Origin of the sequence: Bauldia litoralis (assembly GCF_900104485.1) — a bacterium.
In the GTDB taxonomy this organism is placed as follows: Bacteria; Pseudomonadota; Alphaproteobacteria; order Rhizobiales; family Kaistiaceae; genus Bauldia; species Bauldia litoralis.
Window position 1 is genome coordinate 237024 of record NZ_FMXQ01000001.1, and the last position, 17938, is coordinate 254961.

At 66.2% G+C, this 17938-nt stretch carries 16 protein-coding genes; 8 read left to right on the forward strand and 8 right to left on the reverse strand.

Going from position 1 to position 17938, the window contains the following annotated elements; translation table 11 throughout:
* Nucleotides 1-54 precede the first annotated feature (54 nt).
* The 3 genes from BLT60_RS01160 (at nt 55) to BLT60_RS01170 (ending at nt 2683) form a co-directional block, all read left to right on the forward strand.
* The gene (locus BLT60_RS01160) at nt 55-1065 is read left to right on the forward strand and encodes an ABC transporter ATP-binding protein (protein ID WP_090874380.1); all 1011 of its coding nucleotides are present in this window, start codon (nt 55-57) and stop codon (nt 1063-1065) included.
* The gene (locus BLT60_RS01165; protein WP_090874381.1) at nt 1020-2042 is read left to right on the forward strand and encodes an ABC transporter ATP-binding protein; all 1023 of its coding nucleotides are present in this window, start codon (nt 1020-1022) and stop codon (nt 2040-2042) included. The genes BLT60_RS01160 and BLT60_RS01165 overlap by 46 nt, the downstream gene beginning before the upstream one ends.
* An 83-nt stretch (nt 2043-2125) precedes the next feature.
* A complete protein-coding gene (locus tag BLT60_RS01170; protein ID WP_090874382.1) occupies nt 2126-2683 on the forward strand; it encodes an AbiU2 domain-containing protein in 558 nt (185 codons plus the stop codon).
* 55 nt (nt 2684-2738) lie between these two features.
* On the opposite strand, the gene BLT60_RS01175 is transcribed toward BLT60_RS01170, so the two are convergent.
* From BLT60_RS01175 to BLT60_RS01185, 3 genes are all read right to left on the reverse strand, one after another.
* Nucleotides 2739-3449: a GntR family transcriptional regulator gene (locus tag BLT60_RS01175; RefSeq protein ID WP_090874383.1), complete on the reverse strand. Its 711-nt coding sequence runs from the start codon at nt 3447-3449 to the stop codon at nt 2739-2741.
* 67 nt (nt 3450-3516) lie between these two features.
* A complete protein-coding gene (locus tag BLT60_RS01180) occupies nt 3517-4557 on the reverse strand; it encodes a succinylglutamate desuccinylase/aspartoacylase family protein (protein ID WP_090874384.1) in 1041 nt (346 codons plus the stop codon).
* Between the two features lie 146 nt (nt 4558-4703).
* Complete coding sequence (locus BLT60_RS01185; protein ID WP_244521099.1) at nt 4704-5969, reverse strand: Zn-dependent hydrolase; 1266 nt, start codon at nt 5967-5969, stop codon at nt 4704-4706.
* Between the two features lie 134 nt (nt 5970-6103).
* On the opposite strand from BLT60_RS01185, the gene BLT60_RS01190 reads away from it, so the two are divergent.
* The 5 genes from BLT60_RS01190 (at nt 6104) to BLT60_RS01210 (ending at nt 12452) form a co-directional block, all read left to right on the forward strand.
* Nucleotides 6104-7678, forward strand: coding sequence for an ABC transporter substrate-binding protein (locus BLT60_RS01190; protein WP_090874386.1), 1575 nt, complete (start codon nt 6104-6106; stop codon nt 7676-7678).
* A gap of 85 nt (nt 7679-7763) precedes the next feature.
* Nucleotides 7764-8711, forward strand: coding sequence for an ABC transporter permease (locus BLT60_RS01195; RefSeq protein ID WP_090874387.1), 948 nt, complete (start codon nt 7764-7766; stop codon nt 8709-8711).
* On the forward strand, nt 8708-10636 hold the full coding sequence (locus BLT60_RS01200; RefSeq protein WP_090874388.1) for a dipeptide/oligopeptide/nickel ABC transporter permease/ATP-binding protein: 1929 nt from the start codon (nt 8708-8710) through the stop codon (nt 10634-10636). Before BLT60_RS01195 ends, BLT60_RS01200 begins: the two co-directional genes overlap by 4 nt.
* The gene (locus BLT60_RS01205) at nt 10633-11607 is read left to right on the forward strand and encodes an ABC transporter ATP-binding protein (RefSeq protein ID WP_090874389.1); all 975 of its coding nucleotides are present in this window, start codon (nt 10633-10635) and stop codon (nt 11605-11607) included. Before BLT60_RS01200 ends, BLT60_RS01205 begins: the two co-directional genes overlap by 4 nt.
* Nucleotides 11604-12452: a FadR/GntR family transcriptional regulator gene (locus tag BLT60_RS01210; protein WP_090874390.1), complete on the forward strand. Its 849-nt coding sequence runs from the start codon at nt 11604-11606 to the stop codon at nt 12450-12452. Before BLT60_RS01205 ends, BLT60_RS01210 begins: the two co-directional genes overlap by 4 nt.
* Nucleotides 12453-12479: 27 nt before the next feature.
* On the opposite strand, the gene BLT60_RS01215 is transcribed toward BLT60_RS01210, so the two are convergent.
* The 5 genes from BLT60_RS01215 to BLT60_RS01235 all read right to left on the reverse strand — a co-directional run bounded on the left by BLT60_RS01215 (nt 12480) and on the right by BLT60_RS01235 (nt 17936).
* Nucleotides 12480-13250: an SDR family NAD(P)-dependent oxidoreductase gene (locus BLT60_RS01215; RefSeq protein ID WP_090874391.1), complete on the reverse strand. Its 771-nt coding sequence runs from the start codon at nt 13248-13250 to the stop codon at nt 12480-12482.
* A gap of 51 nt (nt 13251-13301) precedes the next feature.
* Nucleotides 13302-14747, reverse strand: a complete 1446-nt coding sequence (locus tag BLT60_RS01220; protein ID WP_175478236.1) for an FGGY-family carbohydrate kinase — start codon at nt 14745-14747, stop codon at nt 13302-13304.
* 77 nt (nt 14748-14824) lie between these two features.
* A complete protein-coding gene (locus BLT60_RS01225) occupies nt 14825-15928 on the reverse strand; it encodes an autoinducer 2 ABC transporter substrate-binding protein (protein ID WP_090874393.1) in 1104 nt (367 codons plus the stop codon).
* Between the two features lie 50 nt (nt 15929-15978).
* Complete coding sequence (locus BLT60_RS01230; protein ID WP_090874394.1) at nt 15979-16950, reverse strand: ABC transporter permease; 972 nt, start codon at nt 16948-16950, stop codon at nt 15979-15981.
* Between the two features lie 2 nt (nt 16951-16952).
* Nucleotides 16953-17936, reverse strand: coding sequence for an ABC transporter permease (locus tag BLT60_RS01235; RefSeq protein ID WP_090874395.1), 984 nt, complete (start codon nt 17934-17936; stop codon nt 16953-16955).
* Nucleotides 17937-17938 lie beyond the last annotated feature (2 nt).

The window sequence follows — 17938 nt, forward strand, 5'->3', positions numbered from 1 at the left end:
TTCCGATTGACCGAGCCTGAGCCTTCGACCGGGGAGCAAGCGCCGCTGCTCGACATGCGCGGCCTCGGCGTGACCATCGAGATCGGCGGCCGCCCCGCCGAAGTCGTCCGCGACCTGTCGCTGACGCTTGACGATGGCGAGGTTCTCGGCATCGTAGGCGAGTCCGGGTGCGGCAAGACCGTTACCGCCCGCTCGATCATCGGCCTCGACCGCACCGACAGCCGCTTCCGCCTCGGCGGCCAGATGCTCTACCGCGGCCGCGACCTCCTCGCCCTCGACGAACATGCCATGCGCGCCATTCGCGGCAAGGAGATCGCCATGATCTTCCAGGACCCGATGACCTCGCTCAACCCGCTGCACCGGATCGGCGCCCAGATCGGCGAGACGCTCGGCGAGCATACCGCCCTGTCGAAGGCTGCCATCCGCGCCCGGACGATCGACCTGCTGCGCCAGGTCGGCATCCCCCATCCCGAGCGCCGGGTCGACGACTATCCGCACCAGTTTTCCGGCGGCATGCGTCAGCGCGCGATGATCGCCATGGCGCTAGCCTGCGAGCCCGCCCTGCTGATCGCCGACGAGCCGACCACCGCCCTCGACGTGACGACCCAGCTCCAGATCCTCGACCTGCTCGCCCGGCTCAAGGACGACTACCGCATGGCCGTCATCCTCATCACCCACGACCTCGGCGTCGTCGCCGAAATCGCCGACCGCGTCATGGTCATGTATGCCGGCCAGTGCGTCGAATACGGCACCACCCGCGACGTCTTCCACGCGCCGAAGCACCCCTACACCGCCGGCCTGCTGGCGGCGATGCCGTCGGCCGATCGCCCGAAGGTCGCGCGGCTCAGCGCCATCAAGGGATCGCCGCCACGACTGACCGCCGGACTCCCGTCCGGCTGCGCCTTCGCCCCACGCTGCGACCACGTCTTCGCCCGGTGCAGCGAGATGCCGCCGCTCGCCGCGCACGACGCCGCGCCCGATCACCGCGATCGCTGCTGGCTTCCGGCCGGCGACCGCCCATGGGGTCTGGACCCCGCCCGCGGCACCGCGGGGTCGCCGGCGTGAGCGCGCCCGCCCCCCTCGTCGCGCTCGACCGCCTGGTCAAGCATTTCCCCGTCCGCATGGGCCTCGGCTTTTCCAGGGCGCAGGTCCACGCCGTCGACGATGTCAGCTTCACCATTGCCCGCGGCGAGACCCTCGGCCTCGTCGGCGAATCGGGTTGCGGCAAGTCGACCCTCGCCCGCTGCATCGTCCGCTTGATGGAGCCCACCGGCGGCGCGCTGCGCTTCGATGGCGCCGACATCGCCCATCTCGGCACGCGCGCCCTGCGGCCGCTTCGCCGCCGGATGCAGATGATCTTTCAGGATCCGATGGCGAGCCTCAATCCGCGCAAGACCGTCGGCGAGATCGTCGGCGACGGCCTCGCCATCCACGGCATCGGCACGCCCGCCGAGCGCCGCCGCAAGGTCGACGACCTGATCGCCCGCGTCGGCCTCTCGCCGGACATGGCCGGCCGGCTGGCGGGCGCGCTGTCGGGCGGCCAGCGCCAGCGCATCGGCATCGCCCGGGCGCTCGCCCTCGGACCGGAATTCATCGTCGCCGACGAGCCCGTCTCCGCCCTCGATGTTTCCGTCCAGGCCGATATCCTCAACCTGCTGAAGGACCTCCAGGTCGAGTTCGGCATCACCTACCTGTTCATCTCCCACGACCTCGGCGTCATCCGCCAGGTGTCGGATCGCGTCGGCGTCATGTATCTCGGCCGGCTGGTCGAACTGGCGCCGGCCGAGGCCTTCTATGCCCGCCCGCTCCATCGCTATTCGCAGGCGCTGCTGGAAGCCATCGCGGTGCCGGATCCCGACCGCGCCACCCGCCGCCGCGCCCCGCTCACCGGCGACGTCCCAAGCCCGATCGCCCCGCCCCCCGGCTGCCGCTTTCACCCCCGCTGCCGCTATGCCACCGACATCTGCCGCAGCGAGGAACCGCCCCTCCGCGAAGCCGGCCAAGGCCGCCTCGTCGCCTGCCACCACCCGAATGAGGCATGACGTCAGGTGATACGCCTCGTCCCGCGCACCGGGAAACCAAAACGCGGCTACCCGATATCGACAGAATCGGATAGCTCTGGTGGATGAAGCCGCTGCCCTTGAATAGGCGTTTGGATCGCATCGCCCAGCATATTTCGCGCGCGAGAATTTTTCTGGATTTGTGGTTCTATTTTGAGGAGCAGGACTCTCGACGTGAACTCATCGCTACGATGCGGCACTACAATGAGTTCTTTCGTTTCACGCCTCATGCCTACTTCGCCACCTACGTGATTTATATCGCAGGTGTCTTCGACAAGAACAGAGGCACGATCAGTCTTTATTCTCTGTTTCGGGAGGTAAAAGCAGCGGGGTGCTTGAATGCGGGTGATACTGCCGCCGTCAAAGCGCTTCTAGCGCAGGCGAAACCGATCGCGGATAAAGTCACTATTTTGCGTCACAACGCTTTCGCCCATCGAAGCGCCCACACCTCATATGATGACGTGTTCAAAATGGCCGCCGTAAAACCCGATGAACTGCGGGACCTGACAAACCTAGCCCTGAATGTCGCCAATCGTCTCCTAATGGCCCGCGGGCTACCGGAGCACGTTGTCACCTCGCTTCCGCGCGAAGCCGCGGAGGCCATGATGCAAAAGCTAGCGTGAAAAGCGGAAAAGCCGGACGGATATTACCGATCGACTAAGTTGCGTGCCGCAGCACTTACCGCTTCTTCCGCCCCGCCGACGCCTTGCGGCGTTCGATCAGCGCATCAAAATCGATCGACTGCGGCGAGTCGAGGATATGCAGGCGCAGGTTCGCTTCCAGCGCGCTGCGGCGGCCGGAGCGGATCAGGTCGGCGAGGTCGGAATGTTCCCGGGCGATCGACTCCATGTCGATCTGCAGCGTCGCAAGGCCGAAGATGATCGTCAGCTGGCTCGACAGCGGTTCCCAGGTCGCGACCAGCACCTCGTTGCCGGTCAACGTGCAGAGCGTCCGGTGAAATTTGGTGTCGAGCGTCGCGATGCCATAGGTGTCGCCGCGTTTGGCCGCCGCGACGAGGTCGGCGCAGATCCGGTCGAGCGGCGCGATCGTCGCCGGATCGGTCTTGCACATTTCCTGCAGCTTGAACGCGGCGAAGGTTTCCAGCGCCAGCCGCACCTCGAGGATCTTGCGCAACCGGCCGGCATCGACCTCCATCAGCCGCATGCCGCGATAGGGCACGTTGACGAGAATGCCCTGGCTTTCGAGCAGGCGCAGCGCCTCGCGGATCGGCACCCGGCTGACATTGAGCCGGCGTGCGACCTCCGCCTCGATCACCCGGTCGCCGGGCAGGAAGACGCCGGTGGCCGCCGCCTGGATGATCGCCTCGACCGCCTGGTCGACCAGCGTCTTCGGCGTCAGGGGTTCGAGTTCGCGCTGGGCGTCGGTCATCTGCGAAGCCGCAATCCGCAATGAGGGTCTCTGCATCGATCCACCGCGGCGCCCTGGCCGGCCTCAGCTAGTCGGAGTCGGTCGGCTCCGCGTAATCCGTCATCACCACCGCGACGCAATCGCCGCGGGCGGCCCGGCCGGGACCGGCGCTCATCCATATCAGACCCGAGCGCTTGTAGCGCAATTCGATCGGCGGGCGATCGACATCCTCGACGAAGTGGATGAAGCCGGCGGTCTCGCCGGCCTCGACCGCGTCGCCGACCATGTGGCGCGGCTCGAAGACGCCGGCCGTCGGGGCGAAGCTGAAGCTGTCCTGGTGGCGCACCATCATGTGCCGGGTCGCGGCGCTGCCATCGCGCTGCGCCGTCTCCGGTTCGCCGGCCAGCACCCCGGCATGCCGGAGCACGTTGCGCAGCCCGCGCTCGGCGATCCGCACCCCCTCGACATTGACCCGGCCCCAGCCGCCGAGTTCGGTGCCAAGCGACAGAATGCCCCGCCGCTCGACGCAGGAGGTGAAGGTCGCGCCTTCGTCGACGCCCCAGAAGACGACGTTATACGGCGCACCGAAGGCGCCGGCGGCGGCCATCGTCCGGCCGCGCATCGCTTCGTCGGGCAGGTAATGCATGTTGGTCGACAGCGCCGAATCGAAGGAATGCCCGGCGGTGTGGACGTCGACCGAAATGTCGGCATGCGGCAGCACCACGCCGTCCATGAAGTGGGCGAGCATCTCGCTGAAGGTGCCGCGCGGATTGCCGGGGAAGCAGCGGTTGAGATCGCGGTCGTCGATCGGGCTGAGCCGCTTGTCGGCCATCACCGCCGGAATGTTCACCGCCGGCATCATGATCACCCGGCCGGATACGTCGGCCGGATCGAGCGAGGCGGCAAGCCGCGAGATCGAGATCTGGCCTTCATACTCGTCGCCGTGGATGCCGCCGGTCAGAAGCACCGTCGGGCCGCTGCCATTCTTGACGACGACGATCGGGATTTCGATCGTCCCCCAGCCGGATGTGTTGCGCGACAGCGGCGCCCGCAGATAGGACGCCTGGCGCCCTTCCCGGTCGAAATCGATGTCCGTTGTGATCCGGCTTTTGACGCTGGCTTCCGACACGGGGCGTGGTCCTGATTGCAAGAGGGTGTGCCGCGCTTATCGTATACAATACTCTATCTGTCAAACCGGCGCAGGCCAGCCCTGGCTGCCCGTCGGAGGTTTGCTTCCCCTCCTCGCCGGTTCCTTTCCGGTGTCGTCCCGGTTGCTCAGCCGTTGGCGACGTCGATCATCGTGTGGAGCAGCAGGTTGGCGCCGGCCTCGATGTCGGGCCAGGCGGTTTCTTCCTCGGGAGCATGGCTGATGCCGCCGATGCTCGGCACGAAGATCAGTCCGGCGCGGGTCAGCTCCGCCATGAACTGGGTGTCGTGCCCGGCCCCGCTCGGCATCAGCCGGTAGCCGAGCCCGAGTTTCTCCGCCTGCCGCCGGAAGGCCGCGACGATCGTCGCGTCGCAGGGTTTCGGATCGAGCCAGCTCTGCTCGTCGATGGCCAGCCCCAGTCCCATCGCCGAGGCGACATCCTCGAGCTGCTGACGGCCCGCCGCCGCGATCGCCTTCATCACCGCAAGATCGGTGTCGCGGCCGATCAGCGTGAAGACCGCCTCGCCGGGAATCGTGTGCGGGTGGTTGGGCGTCAGGTCGACGGCGCCGATCGTCACCCGGCTCTGGTCGGTGCCGACCGCGGCGATGATCTCCGGAATCCGTCGCGCGAATTCGACCAGCCCGACGAAGGCATCCTTGCGCAGGTCCATCGGCGTCGTGCCGGCATGGTTGGCGACGCCGGAGAGCCGCACCGACCATTTGAACACCCCGGAGATCCCCTCGACGATGCCGATCGGCACGCCCTCGGATTCCAGCACCGGTCCTTGCTCGATATGGAGTTCGAGAAACGCCTTGACGCTGTCCCGCTCGCGACGGGCCGTCTCATAGGCGTCCGGCGCCAGTCCCTGGGCCGTCATCGCATCGACCATGCGCGTCCCACCCTCGTCCACGGCCGTCTCAAGCCATCCCGGATCGACCGCGCCGGCCAGCGCCTGGCTGCCGAGCATGCCGCCGAACCGCCCTTCCTCCTCCGCCGTGACGATGACCTCGATGGGACAGGGCGGCGTCACGTCGGCGTCCATCAGCGTCCGAACGCATTCCATCGCCGCCGCAACCCCCAACGCGCCGTCATAGAAGCCGCCCATCGGCACCGTATCGAGATGCGAGCCTGCCATCACGGCCGGCCCCTCGCCGACCTGCCAGAGCCCTGAAAGATTGCCGACCGCATCCATGGAAACCAGCATTCCCAAGGCTTTCATGCGATCCGCCATGAATGCGCGCACTTCCATATCGGCGTCGGAAAATCCCGGCCGGTTGATCCCCGGCACCCCCGCGATCCGGCCGATCGCGCCGAGGTCGTCCATCTCCGCGCGCAGCCGATCGAGGTCGATGGCGAGGTTTTGGGATTGGCCGCCAATCTCTTGTTTCGACAACGTTTTCTCCCGATTGCTCATTTCAAATGAGCCGGATTTATACCCATCGCCCACAAATTAATCATTATCAATTATTGCGCACAGTCAATCCACCATGATTATATGGCCTCCCGCCTTCCAACGGAGAGACAGCGATGAGACCGCTCCTCAGAAATACCCTTGCCGGGCTGGCTTTCGCCGCCCTGGCCGGCGGCGCGATCACCGCGCCGGCGATTGCCCAGACCCCACCGAATGTCCTGATTGTCGGCCAGATCGCCGAGCCGAAATCGCTCGATCCAAGCGTCGACACAGCCGTCAACGACTTCCGCATCCTGATGAACATGTATGACGGCCTGGTCCGCTACAAGGACGGCACACTGGAGCCGGAAGCAGCCCTCGCCGAGTCCTGGGAAATCAGCGACGACGCCCTGACCTACACCTTCCACCTGCGCGACGACGTCAAGTTCCACGACGGCACGCCGCTCAACGCCGATGCCGTCAAGTTCACCTTCGACCGGATGCTCGACGAGAACCATCCGTTCCACGACACCGGCCCCTTCCCGCTGGCCTTCTTCTTCTCGTCGATCGACACCGTCACCGCGGTCGATGATGCGACGGTCGAGTTCAAGCTGAAGGAACCCTATGCGCCCTTCCTGTCGAACCTCGCCTACCCGACCGGCCTGATCGTCTCGCCCGCCGCGGTCAAGGAACACGGCGCCGATTTCGGTCGGAATCCGTCCGGTACCGGGCCGTTCAAGTTCGAGAACTGGGACTCCAACACCGCCGTCGTCATCACCCGAAACGACGACTACTGGGATGGCGCGCCGCCGCTCGAGGCCGTCGTCTACCGGCCGATCACCGACGCCAACACCCGCGTCGCCGAGATGCTGTCGGGCGGTATCGACCTGATGGTCGAGGTGCCGCCGGACAACCTTGCCCAGTTCCGCGACGACGCCAGCTTCGACGTCTATGAGCAGGCGGGACCGCACCTGTGGTTCCTGATCCTCAACGCCAAGGAAGGCCCCTTCGCCGACAAGAAGGTCCGCCAGGCGGTCAACTACGCGATCGACAAGAAGACGCTGGTCGACAACGTCCTGCAGGGCACCGCAGAGGTCGCCGCCGGCCCGACGCCGCCGGCCTTCGCCTGGGCCTATAACGAGGAACTGCAGCCCTACCCCTACGATCCGGAAAAGGCCAAGGCGCTCCTCAAGGAAGCCGGCGCCGAGGGTGCCGAACTGACCTTCTACGTCACCGAAGGCGGCTCTGGCATGCTCGATCCGATCGCCATGGGCACCGCCATCCAGGCGGATCTCGCCAAGGTCGGCCTCGACGTCAAGATCGAGACCTATGAGTGGAACACCTTCCTCGGCGAAGTGAACCCGGGCCTCGAAGGCAAGGCCGACATGGCCGAGATGGCATGGATGACCAACGATCCGGACACCCTGCCCTTCCTCGCGCTGCGCACCGACGCCTTCCCGGACAAGGGCGGGTTCAACTCGGGCTACTACTCCAACCCGGACGTCGACGCGCTCCTCGAAAAGGCCCGCAGTTCGACCGACCAGGCCGAACGGGCGAAGCTCTACAAGGAGATGCAGACGATCGTTCAGGATGATGCGCCCTGGGCCTTCATCGCCAACTGGAAGCAGAACGCGGTGTCGACCGACGCCGTCGAGGGCTTCTCGCTGCAGCCGTCCTTCTTCCTCATCCTGAGGGACGTCTCCAAGGGCTGATACCGACGACATGGCATCGGGCCGCCGGCCACCCGGCGGCCCGGGCTGCTGACCTGAGCGATACCCCATCAACGGAGGGAAGGTGATGCTGGCCTATGTGTTCAAGCGCCTTCTCGCGCTGATACCGATCATCATCGGCCTGACCATCATCGTCTTCCTGATGATCGCGCTGATCCCCGGCGGCACGGCCGTCGCCATTCTCGGCCCCCTCGCCTCGCCGGATGCCGTCGCCAAGCTCAACGCCGAGCTCGGTCTCGACCGCCCTCTGGTCGAGCAGTACCTGTCATGGATGGGCAACCTGCTGCAGGGTGACATGGGCCGCAGCTACAGCCTCAAGCGGCCCGTCATCGACGAGGTCTTCGAACGCTTCTACGCCACGTCGATCCTCGCTGGCACATCGCTGATCCTCTGTTCCATCTTCGGCCTGCTGGCCGGCATCGTCTCCGCCGTTCGCCAGTTCGGCTGGGGCGACCGCCTCGTCACCTTCTTCGTCCTGATCGGCATCTCGACCCCGTCCTTCTGGCTCGGGCTGCTCCTGATCATGCTCTTCGCCGTCGAGTGGCAGATCTTCCCGCCAAGCGGCATGTACCTCGCCTATGGCGGCGGCGGCATCCTCGACCTGCTCGACCATCTGGTCCTGCCGGCGGTGACGCTGGCAGTGGTCGCCACCGGCGTCATTGCCCGGCTGACGCGGACCGCGATGCTCGAGGTGCTGCGCCAGGACTACATCCGCACGGCTCGCGCCAAGGGCCTGACCGAGCGCCGCGTCATCTATCGCCACGCCTTCAAGTCGGCGCTGGTCACCGTCATTCCTCTGATCGGCGTCCAGGCCGGCTTGGTCATCGGTGGCGCCGTCTATATCGAGACCGTCTTCCAGTGGCCGGGCATCGGCCGGATGCTGGTCGGCGCCATCTCGACGCGTGACATCCTGCTGGTCCAGGGAGGCGTGCTGCTTCTGGCCGTGACCTACGTCCTGATCAACCTCGCCGCCGACATCGTCCAAACCATCCTCGACCCGAGGCTCAAGTCATGACCGCCGCCAGCGACACCGTCGTGGCGAAACCGGCCAAGAGCGCGCGGCCAAGCTCCTTCCGCCTGCTCACCAACAACCGGCTGGCGGCGCTCGGCCTGATCGTCCTTGGCATCGTCGTCGCCCTTGCGCTGCTCACGCCGATCCTGCCGCTGGACAATCCTGACGTGACGGACCCGGCCGACCGCCTGCTGCCCCCCGGCACCGCCGGCCACCTGCTCGGCACCGACCACCTCGGCCGGGATATCCTCTCCCGGCTCCTGTGGGGCACGCGGGTGTCGCTGGCCGTCGGCCTGTCGGCAACGCTGATCGCCGCTTTCTTCGGCTCGCTGATTGGCCTGGTCGCCGGCTATTTCGGCGGCCGGACCGACGCGCTGCTGATGCGCTCGATCGATATGCTGATGGCCTTCCCCTACATCCTGCTGGCGCTCGGCATCGTCGCCGTCCTCGGCCCCGGCCTCCTCAACGCGCTTTACGCCATCGCCGTCGTCAACATCCCCTTCTTCGCCCGCAACATCCGCGGCGTCACCCGAGGCCTCGCCCACCGCGAGTTCGTCGACGCTGCAAGACTGTCGGGCAAGGGCCACGCCGGCGTCCTCTTTACCGAGGTCCTGCCCAACGTCCTGCCGGTCATCGTCATCACCATGTCGTCGACGGTCGGCTGGATGATTCTGGAGACTGCCGGTCTGTCCTTCCTCGGACTCGGCGTCCAGCCGCCGCAGGCCGACCTCGGTTCGATGCTCGGCGAGGGCCGGAAGCTGCTGTTCAACGCGCCCTTCGTCTCGGTCATCCCGGGCCTGATGATCTTTGCCCTGGTGATGAGTATCAACCTGATCGGCGACGGCGTGCGCGATGTCCTCGATCCCCGACTCAGGTCCGGTGCCCTGGCGCGCCCCTCGGCGCGGACCCGCGTCGACCGCCGCGAAGTCCCGGCGATGCCGGATCGCGAGACCGACGACGCGCTCGACGTCATCGACCTCAAGACCGAATTCACCGTCGGTTCGTCCGTCTACCGCGCGGTCGGTGGCGTCAGCCTCGACCTCAAGGACAAGGAATGCCTCGGGCTGGTCGGCGAATCCGGCTCTGGCAAGTCGGTGACCGCCATGTCGGTGCTCGGCCTCGTCGCCACCCCGCCGGGCGCCATTGTCGGCGGCCGGGTGGTCGTCGATGGGGCGGACCTGCTGGAAGTTTCCGACGAGACGCTCCGTGGCCTGCGCGGTGGCAAGATCTCGATGATCTTCCAGGACCCGCTGTCGACGCTGCATCCCCTCTTCACGGTCGGCGACCAGATCGCCGAGGCGATCCGCTCGCATCACCCGGTCGGCCATGCCGAGGCGTGGAAGCGGTCGGTCGCGCTGCTTGAACTGGTCCGCATCCCCAATGCGCGCGAGCGGGCGAGCAGCTATCCGCACGAGCTTTCCGGCGGCATGCGCCAGCGGGTCTGCATCGCCATGGCGCTGGCCAATGACTCCGACGTCCTGATCGCCGATGAGCCGACGACGGCGCTCGACGTGACGGTGCAGGCGCAGGTGCTTCGCCTGCTCGACGACCTGCGCCGCGAAAAGGGCGCGGCGGTGCTGTTCATCACCCACGATTTCGGCGTCGTCTCGGAGATCTGCGACCGCGTCGCGGTGATGTATGCCGGGCGTATCGTCGAACTCGGCACCACCGACGACGTGCTGTCCCGGCCAGCCCATCCCTATACCCGCAAGCTGATCGACTGCGTTCCGATCCTCGGCGATCCCGACCGCCGCCTCGACGCGATCGAAGGCCTGCCGCCGACGGTCAACCGATTGCCGCCGGGCTGCGCCTTCGCCGACCGTTGCCCGCGGGTTCGCGACGATTGCCGGGCCGGCGAGATCGCGCTCGCCGACATCGGCGACCGCCAGGTACGTTGCCTCTATCCGCTGGTGGAGACGGAAGAATGACCGCGCTGCTCACCGTCGAGAATGTCGAGAAACGCTTCGGCGGCGGCCGCAGCCTGTTTGGTGGCGCGAAGCGCGCCGTCCACGCGGTCCAGGGTGTCGATATTGCCGTCAACAAGGGCGAGACGCTCGGCATCGTCGGCGAATCCGGTTGCGGCAAGTCGACCCTCGCCCGGATGCTGGTCGGCCTCGACCGCCCGTCGGCGCGATCGATCCGCATCGAAGGCATCGACCCGTCCGACTTCGAACGCGGCAACACCCGCGTGCTGGCGAAGAAGATCCAGTACGTGTTCCAGGATCCGGTGTCCTCGCTCAATCCGCGCAAGACGATCCGCACCATCCTCGAAACACCGATGATCCACCTGCTCGGCCTCGACAAGCCGGCCCGCGAGGCGCGTCTCGAGGAACTGATGCAGGCGGTGAAGCTGTCGCCGGAATTCCTCGACCGCTACCCGCACGAATTTTCCGGCGGCCAGGCGCAACGGATCGGCATCGCGCGGGCGCTCGCGGCCGGGCCGGAGCTGATCATCCTCGACGAGCCGGTTTCCGCGCTCGATGTCTCGGTGCAGGCGCAGGTACTCAACCTGCTTGCCGACCTCCAGCAGCGCTTCGACCTCACCTACGTCTTCATCAGCCACGACCTGTCGGTGGTCGAAAGCGTTTCCGACCGCGTCGCCGTGATGTATTTCGGCCGTATCGTCGAGCATGCCGAGGCGCGCGAGCTTTTTCGCCAGCCGCGGCATCCCTATACGAAGCTGCTCTTCGATGCTGCACCGGTACCGGGCAAGCGCAGCGTGCGCGGCGAGGCCGAGCCGGCCGAACTGCCCGATCCCTACGCGCCGCCGCCTGGCTGCGCCTTCGCCCCGCGCTGCCCGAATGTCCGCGATCGCTGCCGGAGCGAGCGGCCGACGCTCGCCGCCGACCAGCCGTCGCCGACTCACGCCGCCGCCTGCTTCTTCCCGGTCGAGGCATGAAGACCCCGGGCGACAAACACGGCAGGGAAGCGGCGACCGACATCGCGCCTGGCGTCGACAAGCAGGAGTCGATCATCGTTCCACCGCGGCTGCAGCCGGAGCGGCGGCTCAAGCGGACCGACGACATTGCCGAGGGCATCAAGGACCTGATCGTCGAGAAGTCGCTGTCGCCGGGTGACCGCCTGCCCAACGAGCGCGAACTGATCGACCTTTTCCACGCCTCCAAGAGCACGGTGCGCGAGGCGCTGAAGTCACTGGAAACGCAGGGGCTGATCCGCTCCCGCACCGGCCCCGGCGGCGGCACCTTCGTCGGCGAATTGTCCGGCAGCCGGGCGATGGAACTGCTCGGCAACTATTTCTTCTTCCGCCAGCCCTCGATCGGCGACATCTACGCCGTGCGGATCAAGCTTGAGCCCGACCTCGCCGCAAGCGTCATCGGCCATCTCACCGACGCGGACTACGAGACGCTGCAGCGGACGATGAACCTTTACGAGCGGCCGCCGCGCGACCGTGGCGAGGAATACCAGCAGCGACTGGCCGAGCTCGATTTCCACTCGGTGCTGGCCGAGCTCTGCCCCAACCCGATCCTCGGCTTCATCTGCGGCTTCATGCACAACCTGCTGCGCAACCTGACCATCTGCCGGCACATCTACGGTTCGCCGAACCCGGTGTTGCGCGAGCAGGCGCTGCATTATCAGATCAGCCTGATCCGCGCCCTCAAGGCGGAGGACGCCGACGCCGCCCGGCGGATCATGCAGGAGCACATGGAAACCGCGCGCCGCTACATGGAAGAGTCGGAAGCGACCTTCACCCGCGGCTTCCTCCGTCTTGACGGCAAGCGATGACGCCCTTCGCGAGTCGCCGGCAGACCGTCAGACCGACGAGTAGCCGCCCTCGATCATCATCAGCGCGCCATTAACGAAGCCGGAAGCCGGCGAGGCGAGATAGAGCGCCATATCGGCGATCTCGACCGGCTGGCCGAAGCGACCGGCCGGAATGTGGGCCAGCATCGGCGCCGCCTTCTCCTCCTCGCTCCACACCCGGATCCCCATCGGCGTCATGACGACGGTCGGGCAGATGGCGTTGACCTGGATATTGTGCTTCGCCCACTCGCAGGTCAGCGACTTGGTCAGCGCGTTCAGCGCGCCCTTCGAGGCGGCGTAGGCGGCGTGGTCGTCGATCGCCAGCGGCCCGGTCTGCGACGAGACGTTGATGATCTTGCCCCACTTCTGGGCGATCATCTGCGGCGCCAGCGCCTGGGCAAGCAGGAAGGGCGCCCGGGTGTTGACGGCGAAGGTGTGGTCCCAGTGCTCCACCGTCGTCTCCAGCGCCGGCTCGACATGCGACATCCCGGCATTGTTGACGAGGATGTCGACCGTCCCGACCGCCTCCAGCGCCTCGCGACCGATGCGGCGGACGTCGTCGACCTTGGCAAGTTCACCGGCCAGCGTCACGCATTTGCGTCCGTAGCCAGCGACCGCTTCGGCCGTGTCCTTCAGCCCGTCGGCATCGCGCGCCGTGGCGATGATGTCCGCCCCGGCATTGGCGAAGACGCGGCAGATTTCGGCGCCAAGTCCCTTCGACGCGCCGGTGACGAGCGCCGTACGGCCCTCGAGCGAGAAGCGCTTTGTCCAGTCTTCCATGATCCGTCTCCATTGTTGTGTCTGTCGCGCCACCGACGAGGCGCCGCCCGTTCAATGTGGCGATGTCCCGGTCACCGCGGTCTGTAGCTTCCGCTCGCGCATTCGTTTATCGGCCTGATCCCGCCAGCGGGCGCCGTAGCGCGCGAAGGCGGCCGCCGGCGGCCCGGCCAGTCCGGTCGCCCGGGCGAAATTCGCCGTCGTCTTCCGCGAAACGCCGGCCTGGATGTCGAACAGGAGCGCCGCGCCGAGGCTCGGTCCGGCGGTGCTGGTCTGCGACCAGACGACGTCCCGTCCCGTCAGCGTTGCCAGGGCATCGCGATAGGTCTTGTTGGCGGTAAACGGCCCGTCGATGATCGTCGGCCCGCCGGCATCGATCAGGCCGAGGCAGGTGTCGCTCATCAGCGCCAGGTAGAGGCTCGCCGCGCAGAAACGCTCCGCCGGCGCCACCGATCCGCCCGCCGGCAGCCATTCGGCCTCGATATTCTGAAACGGTCCGGAATCCGGCGCGACCGACGGCAGCAGCATGATCTGCTTGTCCAGTACCGCGCCCAGCGTCGCATCGTCGACCGCGATCACGTCGCCCTCGGTCGCGATGCTGAATTCCCGCCCGCCCTTGAAGCGGGCGGCGGGCACCGGCTCGCCGCGGAAGTTGATATTGGCGAGCGTGTCCCGCTGCTCGTCAAGAGCGATCGGCGACGCGCCGACGCCAAAGCTGATCGCCCAGGTCCCCGTCGAAAGCACCGTGAAGGGCGGCTCGCGATCGATCAGATGCGGCACCAGCGAGGCATTGGAATCGTGCAGCCCCCCGGCGACGACAATCGGGCCCGGGAGCCCCCAGGCGCGGGCCAGGTCCTCGCGAAGCAGGCCGATCGGCGCGGTCGCCGGAAGCAGCGGCGCAAGCTTCCCGGTCCAGTTCTGGCGCTCGGCAAGCACGGACCACCGCCAGCGCCGCTGGTCCCAGAGGTCCGTGTGGCAGCCGATGGAGGTGATCTCGTTGGAGGCGACGCCGGTCATCCGCCACAGCCAGTATTGCGGGTAGGTCAGGATCGCTCGGGCGCCCGCGAAGGCCGCGGGGAAGCGCTTCTCCATCCAGAAGAGTTGCGCCCCGACGTTGAAGCCTTTCGGCAGCCTCGGGCTCAGCGTGTCGGCGAAATCGGGGCGGACCGCGTCATAGGCTTCCGTGAATTCGTCGGGGCCCTCGTATTCGTAGTCGAGGATCGGCAGCGCCAGGTCGTCATCGCCAATCACCACGATCGACGCGCCATGGGCGCTGACCGCGATACCGTCGATCGGATGGCTGGCGGCATGCGCCCTCATCTGGTCGGCGAAGAAGGACCAGATCGCGTCGGCATCGAAATGTGGATAGGGCCCGTCGAGCCGGACATGGTTCGCCTCGGTGACCGTTGCGATCTCCGATCGGTCGGCAAGGTCAACGACGGCAAACTTGATGTTGGTCTTGCCGACATCGAGAACGGCGATGAATCGCGATGCGCTCATCCGTTGCTGCATCTCGGCCGGACAGGGAAAGGAGTGGAGCCTCGACGAGGCCGAGGCTCCACCGGTTTCGGATCGACCTAGAAGTCGAAGTCGTTGACGTTGCTCTTGTCGAAGACGAAGGGCGAACCGAGCAGGATTTCACTGCCGTTCACGACCTGCAGCTTGCCCAGACGTCCGGCCTCGACTTCGGTGTCGCCGGGCGAAAGGTCGCCATCGACCACGGCGCGCATGACGTAGACCGCCGCGTAGCCAAGATCGACCGGGCTCCACAGCACCACCGACTTGACGCAGCCGGACTCGACATACGGACGCATCGCATTCGGCGTGGCAAGGCCGACAACCGCCGTCTCGCCGCAGGCACCGGCCTGCGTCACCGCCTCGGCCGCGGCCGGGGTCGCAACGGAGGTCATGCCGAAGATGCCGTCGAGGTCGTCGCCATACTTGTTGATGAGCGTGTTGGCCTGGTTGAAGGACAGGATGTTGTCCTCCTGGGCCTCGACGGTCTCAAGCCATTCCATCTTGGGATGGCAGGACTCCTGGTAGGCCTGCATCTCGGCAATCCACCGGGCCTGGTTCGGCGTGGTGAAGGTCGAGGTGACGATGGCGAACTTGCCCTCGTCGCCGATTTCGGCGGCCATCTGGTCGATCAGCGACTTGGCGATGCCGTTGAATTCGGCCTGGTTGACGAACCATTCCCGCGCATCCGGGTCCGAGTTCGCGTCATAACCGACGACGTGGATGCCCTTGCCAAGGGCCTTCTTCAACACCGGCGCGATCGCCACCGGGTCGTTGGCGGCGAAGAGCACGCCATCGACGCCCTGGGTCACGTAGTTGTCGATGAAGGTGATCTGGTCGTCGATGTTGGCTTCGGTCGGCCCGTCGGTGGTCACCTTGACGTTGCCGAGTTCTTCCGCGGCCTGCCGCATGCCCTCTGTCGTCGCGGCGAAGTAGCCGACGCCGACAAGCTTCGGAATGTCGATGAGGGTGATTTCCTTGCCGGACTTGTCGGCAGCGCCGGTCGTCTGGCCACCGTCATAGTCCTTGGCGGCAACCGTGCCCGGCGTGTCGTCGCAGGCAAGCGGATTGGTCGGCAGGTCGTCGCCGCCATCCCACGGATCGGCCGCCAGGGCCGCTCCGGTGAGCGCGGTTGTCGTTGCAATGATGATCGCGAGTCTCTTCATGATAGGGATCCTCCCATTACGCCAAGCACCGTTGCGGTGCGCACCTTCCTTCAGCCACCGGCTCCCCGCCGGCGCTGAAGGAAATTCGATACCAGAATCGAAAGGATCAGCACGGTGCCGATGACGACGATTGTCGCGTCGCCCTTGACGCCCGACAGGGCCAATCCGTTCTTGAGAAGCTGGATGAGCGTGAAGCCGATCACCGTGCCGGCGATCGTTCCCACCCCCCCGAAAATGCTCGTACCGCCGAGAACCACCGCCGCGATGGCGTCGAGTTCGAGGCCTGTTCCCATGTCCGAGCGGGTGGTCGACACCCGTGACACGAAGATGTAGCCCGCCAGCCCGGCCATCGTTCCGGACAGCGAGTAGATGATCAGCTTGATGCGATCGACCGGGATGCCGGAGAAACGGGCGGCCTCCTCGTTGTAGCCGATCGCGTAGAGCGAGCGTCCGAAGGTGGTCTTGGCCAGCACGATCCAGAAGATGATGATCGCCACCAGCAGGATCCACAACTGTGTCGGCACGCCGAAGACTTCCCCCTGCCCCAGGACGAAGAACCATTCCGGATAACCGCGCACCGACCGCGCCTGGCTGATGCCCTCCGCGAGGCCGCGGTAGAGGGCGAGCGTCGCCAGCGTCATGATCAGCGGCGGCACCCGCACCCGGATGATCAGCAGGCCATTGAAGAAGCCCGCCACCGCGCCGACGGCGACGGAAAAGACGATCGCCAGTTCGAGCGGCAGGCCAAAGTTCTTCCATGCGACGCCCAGCATGATCGCGGCAAGGCCCATGATCGAACCGACCGAAAGGTCGATGCCGCCGGTGATGATGATGAAGGTCATCGGCAGCGCCACCAGCGCCACTTCGGTCATCAACCGGCCCTGGTTGAGCATGTTGTCGACGGTCAGGAACTTGTCCGTACCGACCGCGAGGAAGCCGACCACCAGGACCAGCACGATCAGCAGCAGCAGCTCATGGTGGTACGCGAAGGGGGCGCGCGTGGCGCGGGCTTCGACCGACATCGTCACGTCCCCATCCGCTGGCGTTGCCGCCGCCAGAGATCGGCGAGCACCGTCACCAGGATCAGGATGCCCTGCACCGCCCGCATCCAGAATGGCGATATGTTGACGAAGATCATCGACGAGGCGATCGCCGCGATCAGCACCGCCGCCAGTGTCGAGCCGATAACCGTTCCGGTGCCACCGAGGATGCTGACGCCGCCGACGACTGAAGCCGTGATGATCGTCAGTTCGAGGTTCGGCGGCACGGTCGACTGGATGACGCTGAGCTGGGTCGCGAAGAGGACTGCGGCGATGCCGACGAAGAAGCCGTGGATGGCGAAGGCCTTGACGACGGTCGCGGCCGGATCGATGCCCGAAAGCCGCGCTGCCTCGACGTTGCCGCCGACCGCGTAGATCGCCCGCCCGGTGGCGCTCAGCCGCATCCAGAACGCCGCCGCGATCGTCAACCCGACCATGAAATAGATCGGCGTCGGAATGCCGAACAGCCGTGTCTGGGAAAGGAAGAATTCCGGCGGCAGGTTTGTCAACCAGGCACCGCCGGTGACGCTGATCAACCCACCCTTCAGAATACTGAGCATCCCCAGCGTCACCACGATCGAGGGGATGTGAAGATAGGCGACAATTGCCCCCATCCCCGAGGTGATCGCAATGCCGATGACCAGCGGCGCGAGCCAGCAGATGATGATCGGCACGCCGTTAAGCGCCAGCGTCCCGGCAATGGTCGCCAGCACGCCGATCAACGAGCCGACCGAAATGTCGATATTGCCGGAGATGATCACCATCGACATGCCGATGGCAGCAACCGCGATATAGGCATTGCCGAGGAAAATGCTGCTGATGTTGCGCTCCGCGACGAAGCGCGGATTGATCAGCCCGACGACGACGAACAGCAGGACGATGGCGATGAACAGGACCATCTCCTGTCCGAGCACCATCCGTCGCAGGTCGCGATAGCCGGCCGAAGTACTGAACGCCGCCGTTGCCATGC